Origin of the sequence: Halobaculum rubrum, from assembly GCF_019880225.1 — an archaeon.
In the GTDB taxonomy this organism is placed as follows: Archaea; Halobacteriota; Halobacteria; order Halobacteriales; family Haloferacaceae; genus Halobaculum; species Halobaculum rubrum.
The window spans coordinates 153124-166134 of the sequence record NZ_CP082284.1 but is presented as its reverse complement, the minus strand read 5'-3'; the positions used below and the strand labels follow the sequence as shown (position 1 = coordinate 166134).

Sequence of the window (13011 nt, the reverse complement as noted above, 5' to 3'; positions counted from 1 at the left end):
TAGGAAGGACGTACCGCGTGACGTCGTCGACACTGTTCGATATATCGTAATAGCGTGTATAGCGGCCGTATAGAGATCTCCTGTGATAGAGCCTGAAACGCCCGTTATGTCCGGTATCGGGGCGTGTATCGGGGTATCCCTCTGTCTGACGCGGATTTATACGGATGGGAGGCCCTGACGGTGTATGGGAAATCGGGTTGAGGATCTCGAGGCACAGGTCGCCGAGCTGCAGGCGGCCGTGGACGGACTGACGGAGGAACTGGTGGAAGCGAAAGAGCGCATCTCGCAGCTGGAGCGCGCGACGGAGGTCGACGAGGAGTCGACACCCGACCGCAATCCGAACGCCGAGTTCGTCCCGAACGAGTCGGCGACGAACGGCGCCGGCGACGACCGCGTGATCGCCGACGAGGAGGGCTCGGCCCAGAAAGCGGCCCGCGGCACCGATGAGGGGACGACCGAGGAGTCCGACTCCTCGGACGACGACTCCGACGACATCATCGTCGCGTAAGTCCACCGACACGTAATCGAGCCCGCGGCGCCGTCGTCACGACGGCGCGACGGGTACCACACCACGTTCCACCTCACGCATGCACATCACGGAACTCGTACTGGACAACTTCAAGAGCTTCGGGCGACCGACGCGGATCCCCTTCTACGAGGACTTCACAGTCATCACCGGACCGAACGGCTCGGGAAAGTCGAACATCATCGACGGGGTGTTGTTCGCGCTCGGACTCGCGCGCACGCGCGGTATCCGCGCGGAGAAACTCACCGATCTCATCTACAACCCCGGCTACGAGGAGGGCGAGGGGCCCGCCGGCGACCGAGAGGCGAGCGTCGAGGTCGTCCTCGACAACTCCGAGGGGACGCTCGACCGCTCACAGGTCGTCAGCGCCGCCGGCAGCGACGACGTCGGCGACACCGACCAGATAACGATCAAGCGTCGGGTGAAGGAGACCGACGACAACTACTACTCGTACTACTACCTCAACGGCCGCTCGGTCAACCTCTCGGACATCCAGGACCTGCTCGCGCAGGCCGGCGTCACCCCGGAGGGGTACAACGTTGTCATGCAGGGCGACGTGACCGACATCATCAACATGACCCCCCACGAGCGTCGGGGGATCATCGACGAGATCGCGGGCGTCGCCGAGTTCGACGCTAAGAAGGAGGACGCCTTCGAGGAACTGGAGACGGTCGAGGAGCGCATCGACGAGGCCGACCTCCGAATCGGGGAGAAGGAGGACCGGCTCGACCAGTTGGCCGACGAGCGCGAGACGGCCCTCCAGTATCAGGACCTTCGCGACGAGAAGGAGGAGTACGAGGGCTACCTGACGGCCGCCGAGCTGGAGGACAAACGCGAGGACCTCGCCGGCACCCGCGAGTCGATGGCGTCCCGGGAGGGGGAACTCGAGGACCTCCGCGCGGAACTCGACGACCGACAGGCTCGCGTCGACGACCTCGAGGAGGACCTCGACGAGATCAACCGCGAGATCGAGCGCAAGGGCGAGGACGAGCAGATCGCGATCAAAGCCGAGATCGAGGAGATCAAGGGCGACGTCTCCCGACTCGAGGGGAAGATCGAGAACCAGCGCGAGCGCGTCGAGGAGGCCGAGACCGAGCGCCGCGACGCGTTCGTCGCCATCGACAAGAAGAGCGAGGAGATCGACGAGTTCGACGCGGAGATCCGCGAGACGAAAGTCGAGACGGCGAACCTGAAGTCGACGCTCAAATCGAAGCAGACCGAGCTGGCGGACGTTCAGGCCGAGATCGACAGCGTCGACACCGAGTTCGACGAGCTGAAGGCCGAGCTGGCCGACCGGAAGGAGTCGCTGGAGGAGCTGCGCGCCGAGAAGAACGAGCTCCAGCGCGAGAAGGACCGCCTGCTCGACGACGCGCGCCGGCGCTCGAACGAGATCGGCGACGTCGAGGACGAGCTGCAGGAGACGCGGGAGGCGATCCCGCGGTTGAACGAGCGCGTCTCGAACCTCCACTCCGAACTCGACAAGGCCGAGAAGAACAAGGCCAACATCGACGGCGTCATCGAGGACCTCCGCGCCGAGAAGGCCGAGTATCAGGAGGAACTCGACGGGGTCGAGGAGGAGATCCGCGAGAAGCAACAGCAGTACTCCAAGCTGGAGGCCCGCGCCGGCGACTCCGGCGACACCTCGTGGCCGCGGGCGGTCACGACCGTCACGAACGCCGACTTCGGCGGCGTCCACGGCCCCGTGGGCGAACTCGCGTCGGTGCCCGGCGAGTATGCGACGGCGTGTGAGACCGCAGCGGGCGGACGGCTCGCGAACGTCGTCGTCGACGACGACGGCGTCGGCTCCGACTGCATCGACTACCTGAAGCAGCGCAACGCGGGGCGCGCGACGTTCCTCCCGATCACGGAGATGGACGAGCGCGGACTCCCGTCGCTGCCGAACGACCCCGGCGTCGTCGACTTCGCGCGCAACCTCGTCGACTACGACCCCGAGTACGAGGGGATCTTCTCGTACGTGCTCGGGTCGACGCTCGTCGTCGAGGACATGGACACCGCCCGGCACCTGATGGGCAACTACCGGATGGTGACGCTGGACGGCGACCTCGTGGAGAAGTCCGGCGCGATGACCGGCGGCTCCGGCGGCGGCTCCCGATACTCCTTCTCGAAGTCCGGGAAGGGGAAGCTGGAGCGCGTCGCCGAGGAGATCCACGAGCTGGAGGACGAGCGCCAGCGGATCAAAGCCGAGATCGCCGACATCGACGACGACCTCGACGACGCCCGCTCGCGCGCCGCCGACGCCGCCGAGAAGGTCCGGGACATCGAGTCCGACATCGAGCGCGCCGAGGAGACACTCGAGGAGAAAGAGGGCCGGATCGGCGAGTTGGAGGAGCGCCTCGAGGAACTGCGCGAGGAGCGCGAGTCCGTCGACGCGAAGATGACGGGCCTCGACGAGGAGATCGACGCGGCCGACGAGGAGATCGAGACGATCGAGGCCGACATCGAGGAGCTGGAATCGGAGCTTGCCGACTCCAAGATCCCGGAGCTGTCGGCGCGAGCCGACGAGATCCGGGCGGAGATCGACGACCTCGAGGACCGGATGGACGACCTCGACGGCGAGTTGAACCAGCTCCAACTGGAGAAGCAGTACGCGGAGGACGCCGTCGACGACCTCCACGACACCGTCGAGGAGGCGCAGTCGAAGAAGGCGGACGCCGAGGAACGGATCGACGAGTTCGAGGAGCGGATCGTCGAGAAGGAGGCGACGCTGGAACAGAAGCGCGACGCCATCGCCGAGCTGGAGGACGAACTCGCGGACCTCAAGGAGGAGCGCGAGGCCGTCAAAGAATCGTTCCGCGAGGCGAAGTCCGCCCGCGACGAACAGGAGTCGAAGGTCGAGCGCGTCGTCTCGAAGCTTGAGTCGCTGCGCGAGACCGCGGAGCGGCTGGAGTGGGAGATCGACTCGTTGGAGGAGCAGGTCGGCAGCTACGACCCCGAGGCGATCCCGGACCACGACACCGTCGAGTCCGAGATCGACCGGCTCCAGGCAGAGATGGAGGAGTTGGAGCCGGTGAACATGCTCGCGATCGACGAGTACGACGACGTGCAGGCGGACTTAGACGACCTGCAGGAGCGCCGCGACGTACTCGTCGAGGAGCGCGAGGCGATCGCGGAGCGGATCGACCAGTTCGAGTCCCAGAAGCGGGCGACGTTCATGGACGCCTTCGAGGCCATCGACGAGCAGTTCACCGAGATCTTTCAGCGGCTCTCGGCCGGGACCGGCGAGTTGGTGCTGGAGGACCCCGAAGATCCCTTCGAGGGCGGCCTGACGATGAAGGCGCAGCCGGCGGACAAGCCGGTCCAGCGCCTCGACGCGATGTCCGGCGGCGAGAAGTCGCTGACGGCGCTGGCGTTCATCTTCGCAATCCAGCGGCACAACCCCGCGCCCTTCTACGCGCTCGACGAGGTCGACGCGTTCCTCGACGCGGTCAACGCCGAGCGCGTCGGCGAGATGGTCCACGACCTCGCGGGCGAGGCGCAGTTCGTCGTTGTCAGCCACCGCTCGGCGCTGTTGGAGCGCTCCGAGCGCGCCATCGGCGTGACGATGCAGTCGGACAACGTCTCGGCGGTGACGGGGATCCAACTCGGCGACAACGGCGAGCCGGTGCCGGAGGTGCAGGCGGATGATTGAGGCGCCCGGCGACGCGGAGATCGCCCCGCCCGACGAGACCGACGACGACGAGGTCGAGCCGGTGGAGGTGCTGGTCAACCTCGCGGAGGAGGGCGAGATCGACCCGTGGGACATCGACGTGGTCGAGGTGACCGACGCGTTCCTCGACCGCCTCGACGAGGCCGACCTCCGAACCGGGGGGCGGGCGCTGTTCTACGCGAGCGTCCTCCTGCGGATGAAGTCAGACGACATGCTCGCCGACGATGAGGACGACCCCGAGGACGACCTCGAACCGTGGGAGCGGGCCTTCGAGGGCGACGCCGCGATGGTCGACGACGCGCCGATCGACGACGGATTCGACCCCGTGGACGCGCTGGAAGACGAGATGGACCGCCGACTGGAGCGCAAGAGCACCCGCGGGTCGCCCGAGACGCTGGACGAACTCGTCCGCGAGCTTCGGGAGGCCGAACGGGGCACCTGGTGGAAGGAGTCGCGCGAGTACGACACCAGCGAGTCGCCGCGGGGGTTCTCCCGGGGGACGCAGACGCTGGAGTACCGCGGCGACGATGACCTCCGCCGCGAAGGCGAGCCCGGCGAGGACGACGTGACGGGGACGGCACACGAGGAGGACATCGAGACGGTCATCGAGGACGTCCGCGCACGACTGCGCCCGCAGTACGAACGCGGGCGCAACGAGGTGCTGTTCGGGGAGATCGCCGACACCGGGAGCACCGCGGTGACGACGTATCTCGCGCTGCTGTTTCTGGCGCACCGCGGGGAGATCACGCTTGAGCAGGACGACCTGTTCGGCGATCTCTGGGTGCGCGACGCGGGGGTCGCCGCCGCGGGCGACGAGGCGATCGCGGACTAAGGACGGATCCTATCGCAGTACGTCGGAGACGTACCTCATTGTAGGGTCGTTCTGGGTGGCTCGGCCGGAAGACCTCGCCACCGTTCCCCGAGGCGCCGCTCACTCCGTTCGCTCCGCCTCGCTACTCGTCGAGGTACTCGTCCACGAAGATCCCGACACGCTCGCGCGTCTCCTCGGGTACGGCCTCGGCGGGCGTGTTGATGGTCCCCTCGAGCGAGCCGTGGGCCTCGCAGTCCATGCCGTCGGGGAACGTCCGGACGGCCGCCTCGACGGTCTCCTTGATCGCCTCCTCGTTGGCGGCGGCGTTCTCCAGCACCTCCTCCAGCGTCACCTCGGCGTCCTGCTTCCACACGTCGTAGTCGGTGACGCCGGCGATCGTCGCGTACGCCATCTCGGCCTCGCGGGCGAGTTTGGCCTCCGGGATCGCGGTCATCCCCACGAGGTCCCAGCCCTGGCGCTTGTAGAACTCCGACTCGGCTTTCGTGGAGTACTGCGGCCCCTCGATGCAGACGTAGGTCCCCTCGTCGACGACGGCGGAGTCGGAGCCGATGTCGTCGAGCGCGCGCTCGGCCGCGTCGGCGAGGTGGTCGGCCAACTTCGGCGAGTACGGGCGCGTGAACGGCTGGTGGACGACGATCCCGTCGCCGAAAAAGGAGAGATCGCGGTGTTTCGTCCGGTCGTAGATCTGGTCGGGGATCACGAGCGTCTGCGGCGACAGATCCTCCTTCAGCGACCCGACGGCGTTGCTGGCGATGACGTACTCGACGCCGGCCTGCTTCAGCGCGTAGATGTTCGCCTTGTACGGCAGGTCCGTGGGCGAGCGCTGGTGGTCGGGGCCGTGGCGAGGGAGGAACACGACCTCGCGGCCGGTGTCGCCGAACTCACCGATCTCGAGGTCCGCGGAGGGCTCGCCGAAGGGAGTGGTGACGGATTCGGTACGGGTGTTCCGCAACGGGAGCGCCTCGTAGATGCCGCTGCCGCCGATGAAGCCGATGGTCATGCGTGGGAGACGGTTCAGGCGGTTCGGGCTAAAGGAATGCGGATCGGTCGGCGCGACCCCTCCCCCGTCGCCGTCGATCCACACGTCTTTGTACGACGACGCGGGAGAACAGTCGGATCATGCTACTCGCCGGAACCGTCGTCGTCGACCCGGAGACGGTCATCGCGGACGGCGCGGTCGTCGTCGAGGACGACACGATCGTCGCCGTCGGCGACGAGGCTGCCCTCCGCGACCGCTACCCCGACCACCAGCGCCGGGAGTTCGGGATCGTCGCGCCCGGCACCGTCGGCGCGCACGTCCACTCGGTGCAGTCGCTCGGGCGGGGGATCGCCGACGACGTGGCGCTCCTGGACTGGCTGGAGGATCACGTCCTCCCGATGGAGGCCGGCCTCAACGCGGAGGGAATGCGACTCGCGGCGGAACTGGGCTACCTGGAGTGCATCGAGTCGGGCGTCACCACGGTGATCGACCACCTGTCGGTTCACCACGCCGACCAGGCGCTGGAGGCGGCCGTCGAGTCGGGCATCCGCGCCCGCGCCGGCAAGGTGCTGATGGACACGAACGCCCCCGAGGGGCTCCGACAGGACACCGAGCGGGCGCTCGCGGAGTCGGAGGTGCTCATCTGGAACTACCACGGCGCCGACGACGGGCGGGTCCGCTATGCGGTCACGCCGCGCTTTGCCGTCACCTGCACCGACGAGTGTCTCCGCGGCTGTCGCGAACTCGCCGACGAATACGAGGGCGTTCGGATCCACACCCACGCCTCGGAGAACACCGACGAGATCGCCGTCGTCGAGGAGCGAACCGGCGAGCGCAACGTCGAGTACCTCCACGAGGTCGGGCTGACGGGCGAGGACGTGATCCTCGCCCACTGCGTCCACACCGACGAGACGGAACGCGAGATCATCGCCCAGACCGGCACCCACGTCACGCACTGCCCGTCCTCGAACATGAAGCTCGCCTCCGGGATCGCGCCCGTCGAGGACTACCTCGCGCGCGACGTCACCGTCGCCCTCGGCAACGACGGCCCGCCGTGCAACAACACGCTCGACCCGTTCACCGAGGTGAAGCAGGCGAGCCTCCTCGCGAAGGTCGAGGGGTGCGACCCCACGGCGGTCGATGCCCAGACCGCGCTCCGGATGGCGACGCGCAACGGCGCACGGGCGGCGGGGTTCGAACGGGTGGGTGCGCTCCGTGAGGGGTGGACGGCGGACGTGCTGGGCATCGATACTGACATAACCCGGGCGACGCCGCTGCACGACCCCGTGAGCCACCTCGTGTTCGCCGCCCACGGCGACGACGTCCGCTTCACGATGGTCGACGGCGAGGTGCTGTACGACGAGGCGCGCGGCGGCCACCTGACCCTCGACGCCGAGCGGATCCGACGGGAGGCGAACGCGTTCGACGTGCCCGGCGTCGACGCCTGACACACGCCGACCGCGGTACGACGGACGCCGCCCGCACAGGGCTGCCGCCGGTGTGCTGTGGTACCGCGCGTGAGAAGCGTTCAAGTCCCACCTTCGCTTCGTAGGCGTCATGAGCGAATCCTCCTCGCCAGCGCACGCGTCGGATCTCGTCGAGGGGGACCTCCTCCGGCCGATGTTGCGCGTCGCGTGGCCGCTGGTGCTGATCCAGCTGCTGCAGGTGATGTACAACGTCGCAGACACGTTCTGGCTCGGGCGGCTCTCGGCGGACGCGGTCGGCGCGCTCTCGCTGGCGTTCCCGATCGTGTTCCTGTTCATCAGCGTCGGCGGCGGGTTCACCGCCGCGGGCGCGATCCTCGTGGCCCAGCACACCGGCGCGAGCGCCGCAAGTACCGGGAGCTCTCGCGAGGCGGGCAAGGTCGCGGGGACGGCGCTCGGGTTCGTGATGCTCGTGGCGTTGGTGTTGGGCGCGCTCGGCTACCTCGCCGTCGAGCCGGCGCTGGCGCTCATTCCCGCCGACGAGCAGACGGCCACGGACATCGTCCCGCTGGCGGCGGCGTACATGCGGGTGTTCTTCCTCGCGACCCCGTTCCTGTTCGGCTTCTTCACGTTCGTCTCGCTGATGCGGGGGTACGGCGACACGCGTGCCCCGCTCCGCGTGATGGTCGTCTCCGTCGCGGTGAACGTCGTCATCGACCCGGTGCTCATCTTCGGGTGGGGGCCGGTGCCCGCCTACGGGATCGAGGGCGCCGCGTGGGCGACGCTGATCTCCCGGGCGATCGCGACCGTCGTCGGCTGGTACGTCCTGTTCGGGACGCCCGCCGGGCCGTCGATCCGTCCCGGCGACCTCGTCCCGAAGCCGGCCATCGTCAAGAAGGTCCTCAGGCTCGGCGTCCCCTCCGCGCTGGAGCAGTCCGGCGTCGCCCTCGCGTTCGTCGTGCTCACGGCGCTGGTGGCGACGTTCCCGCCGGCGATCGTGGCGGCGTACGGGCTCGGGAACCGGCTCATCTCGCTGGTGTTCCTGCCGGCGATGGGGCTGGCGCAGGCCGTGAACACCGTCGTCGGGCAGAACCTCGGCGCGGAGAAACCCGACCGTGCGCGGCGGGCCGTCCGGGCCGCGTTGATCGTCGTGACCGCGGTGATGATCCCGGTCGCGGCGCTTGCGGCGGCGGTCCCGACGCCGATCGTGCAGGTGTTCCTCCCGCCCGGCTCCGCGGGGGCGAGCGAGACGATCGCGTACGCGTCGACGTACCTCCGGGTCGCGTCGGTGATGTTCGTCTTCACGGGGATCTTCGAGGTCTCGCGCGGGACGTTCCGCGGGGCCGGCCGGACGACGACCGCGCTCGCGCTGTCGCTGGTGGCGGTGTGGCTCGTTCGGGTGCCGGTGACGTACGCGGCGGTGTTCGTGTACGACTTCGGCACCACGGGGATCTGGTGGGCCGTCGTCGCCGGCGACGTCGTCGGGGCGCTCGTCGCGCTCGCGTGGCTCGCACGCGGCTCGTGGACGAGTTCGGTGATCGACCCACCGTCGGCGGGTCCCGCCGACGACTAGGCCCCGGATCGGAGTCGGCGACGACCGCTGCTTCCGGGTCTCTCGTGACGGTCCGGGTCTCTCGCGACGCCCCGGGTGCCGGATCGCTGTCCGCCGAACGCGACGATCACAGCAGGAATCCGCCCTCCAACAGCGCGATCAGGCCGGTCAGTATCGGGATCGACGCGAGCGTCGTCACGAGGATCACGGTGCTCACGTACTCCGGGACCGAGACGCCGCCGACTTCGAGGTCGTCGGCGAACGCGCCCACGAGGATGAGCGGGGTCACGGCCGCGGGCGTCGCGGATTCCAGGACGAACACGCGCGCGACGGTCTCGTCCTGGAAGCCGACGAGGGCCGCGATGGCGACCGCGACCGCGGGCGCGACGACCATCTTCAGCACCGAGGGCGTGGCCGCCTGCGAGAGCGCGGCGCCGTAGTCCGTTCGGGAGAGCTGGATCCCGAGGATGAGTAGCATCACCGGGATCGACGAGTCGCCGACCAGCTGCAACGTCGCCATCGCGGTCCCGTCGGCGGGGGGCACGACGCCGAGGGCGCGGGCGCCGAGCGCCACAGGAACGGCCCACACCAGGGGGATCTTGACCACGCGGCGGATCCCCTGGAGGCCGCCACCGCCGCCGGCGCGGGAGGCGACGTATACGCCGACGGTGTAGATGAGTACCGACTGGATCGCGAGATACAGCACCGCCGCCGCACGTCCTCCCTCCGGGAACGCGAAGTCCGACAGCGGGATGCCGTAGTTCCCCGAGTTGGGGAACGTCGCAGCGAGCACGAGCGCCGACAGTCTGGGCTCGGACTCGCCCAGGAGTCGCCCGACTCCTTCGGCGATGACGATCATTCCGAGGATGTACGCCGTGACCGCGACCGTCATCCGGGCGATCGTGGCGCCGGAGAAGGCGGCGGTCGCGAGACTATGGAGGACGAGCGCGGGCGCGAGCACGTACACGACGACGGTGTTGAGCGGGTCGGCGTCGATGTCGCTCGCGCGCCCCAGCGCGAACCCGACCGCCGCGACGGCGACGATGGGGAGGACGGCACCGGCGAAGATGTCGAGAAGCGCCACGCGGTCGACCGATCACGCCTCGCCGGCGTCGCCGCCGGCGCCGTTGTCGAGCAGGCGATAGCCGTCGGTCGTCTCGCGCACCACGTCGCGGCGCGCCATCTCCCCGAGCACCTCCCCGACGCGGTCCGGCTGGGCGATCTCCATCTCGATGCGGTCGATGCCGTGGAACTCCGCGAGGAGCCTGCGGACGTCCTCGAGCGTGAACGTCTCGGCGTCGGCCTGTTCCATCGCGCCCGTGGTCAGGTCGATCATGTCCTCGATGAAGTTCCACGGATACACCATCCACGTCCACTCCTCGAGCTGCTCGCCGACGAAGTCGGGCTCGAACTCCGAGGTCTGCAGCAGCTGCAGCGTCGCCGTGCGCACCTCGCCGCAGTCGCGGTCGGCGACGTACTCGTGAGCGCGCTTGATCGACCCGCCGGTGTCGGCGATGTCGTCGATGATGAGCACGTCCTTGTCCGTGACGCTGCCCTCCGGCATCGGGTACCGAACGGTCGGCTCGCCGGACTTCTCGGCGGTGCCGACGTAGTGTTCCATCTTCAGGCTCGTGAGGTCGTTCAGCCCGAGGAAGTCACAGATGCACCGCCCCGCGAACCAGCCGCCCCGCGCGAGCGCGACGACCACGTCTGGCTCGAAGTTCGCGGCCTTCACCTGATTCGAGACGTCCCGACACAGCCCGTAGATGTACTCCCAATTGGTGACCGTACAGTCGAAGTCGTCCGGGAGGTCGCTCATTATCGGGTTCTCGTGCCGGTGTTCGTATAAGGGTTTACAGAGAGCGTCATGGAATTATCAGCATAGCTACCTTGGAACGGTGCATACGGATGACGCACGTACCGACGTACAAACGCCATCCTCCCCACATACTATGCAGCGAAATGGGAGCGAGATACAGCGGATGTAGTCGGCGCGGGAGCGCGATAATCTCTCCGAAACGAATCCCGGACCGGCGGATCGAACGCGCCTGCGTATCGAACGTCCGACCGTTCAGTCGTTGGATAGTGCCTCATCCGACAAAGCAGTCTTTTTCGATTCTCTGTTAGCGGTGTACACCGCGTCAGTAATGATCTTGTATATTGCACCCAGAAATCCCGCCTGCGTTATACCGAACCCAACTAACGCGATCACCGAACCGAACAGCACTTGTGCCAGGTTCGGGGAGAGCCCCTCTGGACTACCTGCAACGACGCTTGTTCCCATAGCCGGCAGTCCGAGACCGAGGACAGCCATTCCAACACCGACCAGCGTGATAGCGGCCCCGATGAGTCCGATGATCAGGAAGTAGCCGTATAATTTGACGCCATACGTGATACCACCCAGCGGACCGACAATTGATGCCATCAACTGTACGATACTTAACTGTTTATTTAAATATGATGGAAGAAACAGTTTTGCTGGGGATCCACTGTCCACCCCGTAACATGTCCGAGGATCGGCTCCCTTCCCGCGCCGAACCGCAAGGAGTCCGCCGTGGGTAACGCGAGTCTGGCGGCGGCACGAGCCTCGACCGCAACGCCGTTCCCGCCTCGGATCTCGACGGCACCGGACCGATCACTGTCCCCGAGAAAGAACACTCGATCACCGGTACCAATCGAGCCCCACGTGCACCCGAGCTATCACGACAGATCTGACTGAGGTATCGTCGTGAAGTGTCGTATGACACCGCTGTAGACAGTTCGGGCTGCGAGATCAATCCGGAGGGAGCCACCAGCCGGCGTCGCTCGTCGTGCCTACGATCCGCCGGCACGCGACGTTGTCGGATCACAAATTCGGCCCACAGGGAAACGCCTTTACTCGTGTCCGACCTGTGTATCGGTAATGAGCGAGACGCCGTCCTCGACGCGTCCCACCGCCGTCGAGTCGGATGTCCGCCCCGTCTTCTCCGCGAAACCGAAACGTGTGTGAGATCGTCCCCGGCGTGGCGTAGCGTCCGGTCGGGGGTGAGTTCCGGTCCGCATTCGCTCGTCCGCCGAACCACACCCGACACCGCCGAACCCACCGACATCCACACCCGAACCATGACGACCCACCACGACACCTTCGCCGGGGTCTACCCGGCCATGACGACGCCGTTCACCGACGGCACCGACGAGGTCGACCACGAACAGCTCGCGGCCGATGCCCGCCGACTCGCCGACGCGGGCGTCGACGGCCTCGTCCCGGTCGGCTCGACCGGCGAGGCCGCGACGCTCACCCACGACGAACACGCCGAAGTCGTCGAGACCGTCGTCGAGGCCGCCGACGTGCCGGTGATCGCCGGCACCGGCTCGAACTCGACGCGGGAGGCGCTGGAGCTCTCCGAGCGCGCGGCCGACGCCGGCGCGGACGCGCTCCTGCTCATCTCGCCGTACTACAACAAGCCCGAGCCGGCGGGCCAGTACGAGCACTTCGCGACGATCGCCGACGCCGTCGACCTCCCGCAGGTCGTGTACAACGTCCCGAGCCGGACGGGGCTGAACCTCGACGTCGACACCGTCGTCGACCTCGCGGCACACGAGCACGTGCAGGGGTACAAGGCCGCCTCCGGCGACGCGAACCGGATCTCCGAGATCATCGAGCGCACGCGCGGGGAGACGTTCGACGTGCTCTCGGGCGACGACGGAATGACGCTCCCGCTCATGTCGATGGGCGCGACGGGCACCATCTCGGTCGTCGCCAACGTCGAGCCCGAACGGACCGGCGCGATGGTCGGCGCGGCCCTCGACGGCGATTTTCAGCGCGCCCGGGAGATCCACCACGAGCTCGGCCCGCTGATGCGCGCGCTGTTCCGCGAGACGAACCCGATCCCGGTGAAGGAGGCGATGGCGATCCGCGGATACGGGCCCGCCGAGATGCGCCCGCCGCTCACTCGCGGCAGCGACGAGACGCTGCGTGTGCTGACGGAGCTGCTCGCGGAGCTCGAGGACGCCGACTCGCCGCCTGCGGAGGCCTGACGTGGCCGACCGCG

At 67.8% G+C, this 13011-nt stretch carries 10 protein-coding genes; 6 read left to right on the top strand and 4 right to left on the bottom strand.

Going from position 1 to position 13011, the window contains the following annotated elements; translation table 11 throughout:
* Positions 1–184 precede the first annotated feature (184 nt).
* The 3 genes from K6T25_RS00895 (at position 185) to K6T25_RS00885 (ending at position 5025) form a co-directional block, all read left to right on the top strand.
* Positions 185–508 (top strand): DUF7518 family protein, encoded by a 324-nt coding sequence (locus tag K6T25_RS00895; protein ID WP_222915773.1) that lies wholly within the window; start codon positions 185–187, stop codon positions 506–508.
* A gap of 79 nt (positions 509–587) precedes the next feature.
* Entirely contained in the window at positions 588–4175 is a 3588-nt protein-coding gene (gene smc / locus K6T25_RS00890; RefSeq protein WP_222915772.1) for a chromosome segregation protein SMC, read from the top strand.
* Positions 4168–5025: a segregation and condensation protein A gene (locus K6T25_RS00885; protein WP_222915770.1), complete on the top strand. Its 858-nt coding sequence runs from the start codon at positions 4168–4170 to the stop codon at positions 5023–5025. Before smc ends, K6T25_RS00885 begins: the two co-directional genes overlap by 8 nt.
* 121 nt (positions 5026–5146) lie before the next feature.
* On the opposite strand, the gene mtnP is transcribed toward K6T25_RS00885, so the two are convergent.
* Positions 5147–6025 (bottom strand): S-methyl-5'-thioadenosine phosphorylase, encoded by an 879-nt coding sequence (mtnP, locus tag K6T25_RS00880; RefSeq protein WP_222915768.1) that lies wholly within the window; start codon positions 6023–6025, stop codon positions 5147–5149.
* A gap of 119 nt (positions 6026–6144) precedes the next feature.
* On the opposite strand from mtnP, the gene K6T25_RS00875 reads away from it, so the two are divergent.
* Positions 6145–7452 carry a 5'-deoxyadenosine deaminase gene (locus K6T25_RS00875; RefSeq protein ID WP_222915765.1) on the top strand — a complete coding sequence of 436 codons (1308 nt, stop codon included), beginning with the start codon at positions 6145–6147 and terminating at the stop codon, positions 7450–7452.
* Positions 7453–7561: 109 nt separating this feature from the next.
* Positions 7562–9001: an MATE family efflux transporter gene (locus K6T25_RS00870; protein WP_303646388.1), complete on the top strand. Its 1440-nt coding sequence runs from the start codon at positions 7562–7564 to the stop codon at positions 8999–9001.
* 106 nt (positions 9002–9107) lie between these two features.
* On the opposite strand, the gene K6T25_RS00865 is transcribed toward K6T25_RS00870, so the two are convergent.
* From K6T25_RS00865 to K6T25_RS00855, 3 genes are all read right to left on the bottom strand, one after another.
* On the bottom strand, positions 9108–10064 hold the full coding sequence (locus tag K6T25_RS00865; protein WP_222915763.1) for an AEC family transporter: 957 nt from the start codon (positions 10062–10064) through the stop codon (positions 9108–9110).
* A 12-nt stretch (positions 10065–10076) separates the two neighbouring features.
* Entirely contained in the window at positions 10077–10799 is a 723-nt protein-coding gene (locus K6T25_RS00860) for a phosphoribosyltransferase (protein WP_222915761.1), read from the bottom strand.
* A 252-nt stretch (positions 10800–11051) separates the two neighbouring features.
* Positions 11052–11405 (bottom strand): hypothetical protein, encoded by a 354-nt coding sequence (locus K6T25_RS00855; RefSeq protein ID WP_222915759.1) that lies wholly within the window; start codon positions 11403–11405, stop codon positions 11052–11054.
* Between the two features lie 677 nt (positions 11406–12082).
* Between K6T25_RS00855 and dapA the strand changes: the two genes are divergently transcribed.
* The gene (gene dapA, locus K6T25_RS00850) at positions 12083–12997 is read left to right on the top strand and encodes a 4-hydroxy-tetrahydrodipicolinate synthase (RefSeq protein WP_222915757.1); all 915 of its coding nucleotides are present in this window, start codon (positions 12083–12085) and stop codon (positions 12995–12997) included.
* The last annotated feature ends 14 nt before the right edge of the window (positions 12998–13011 follow it).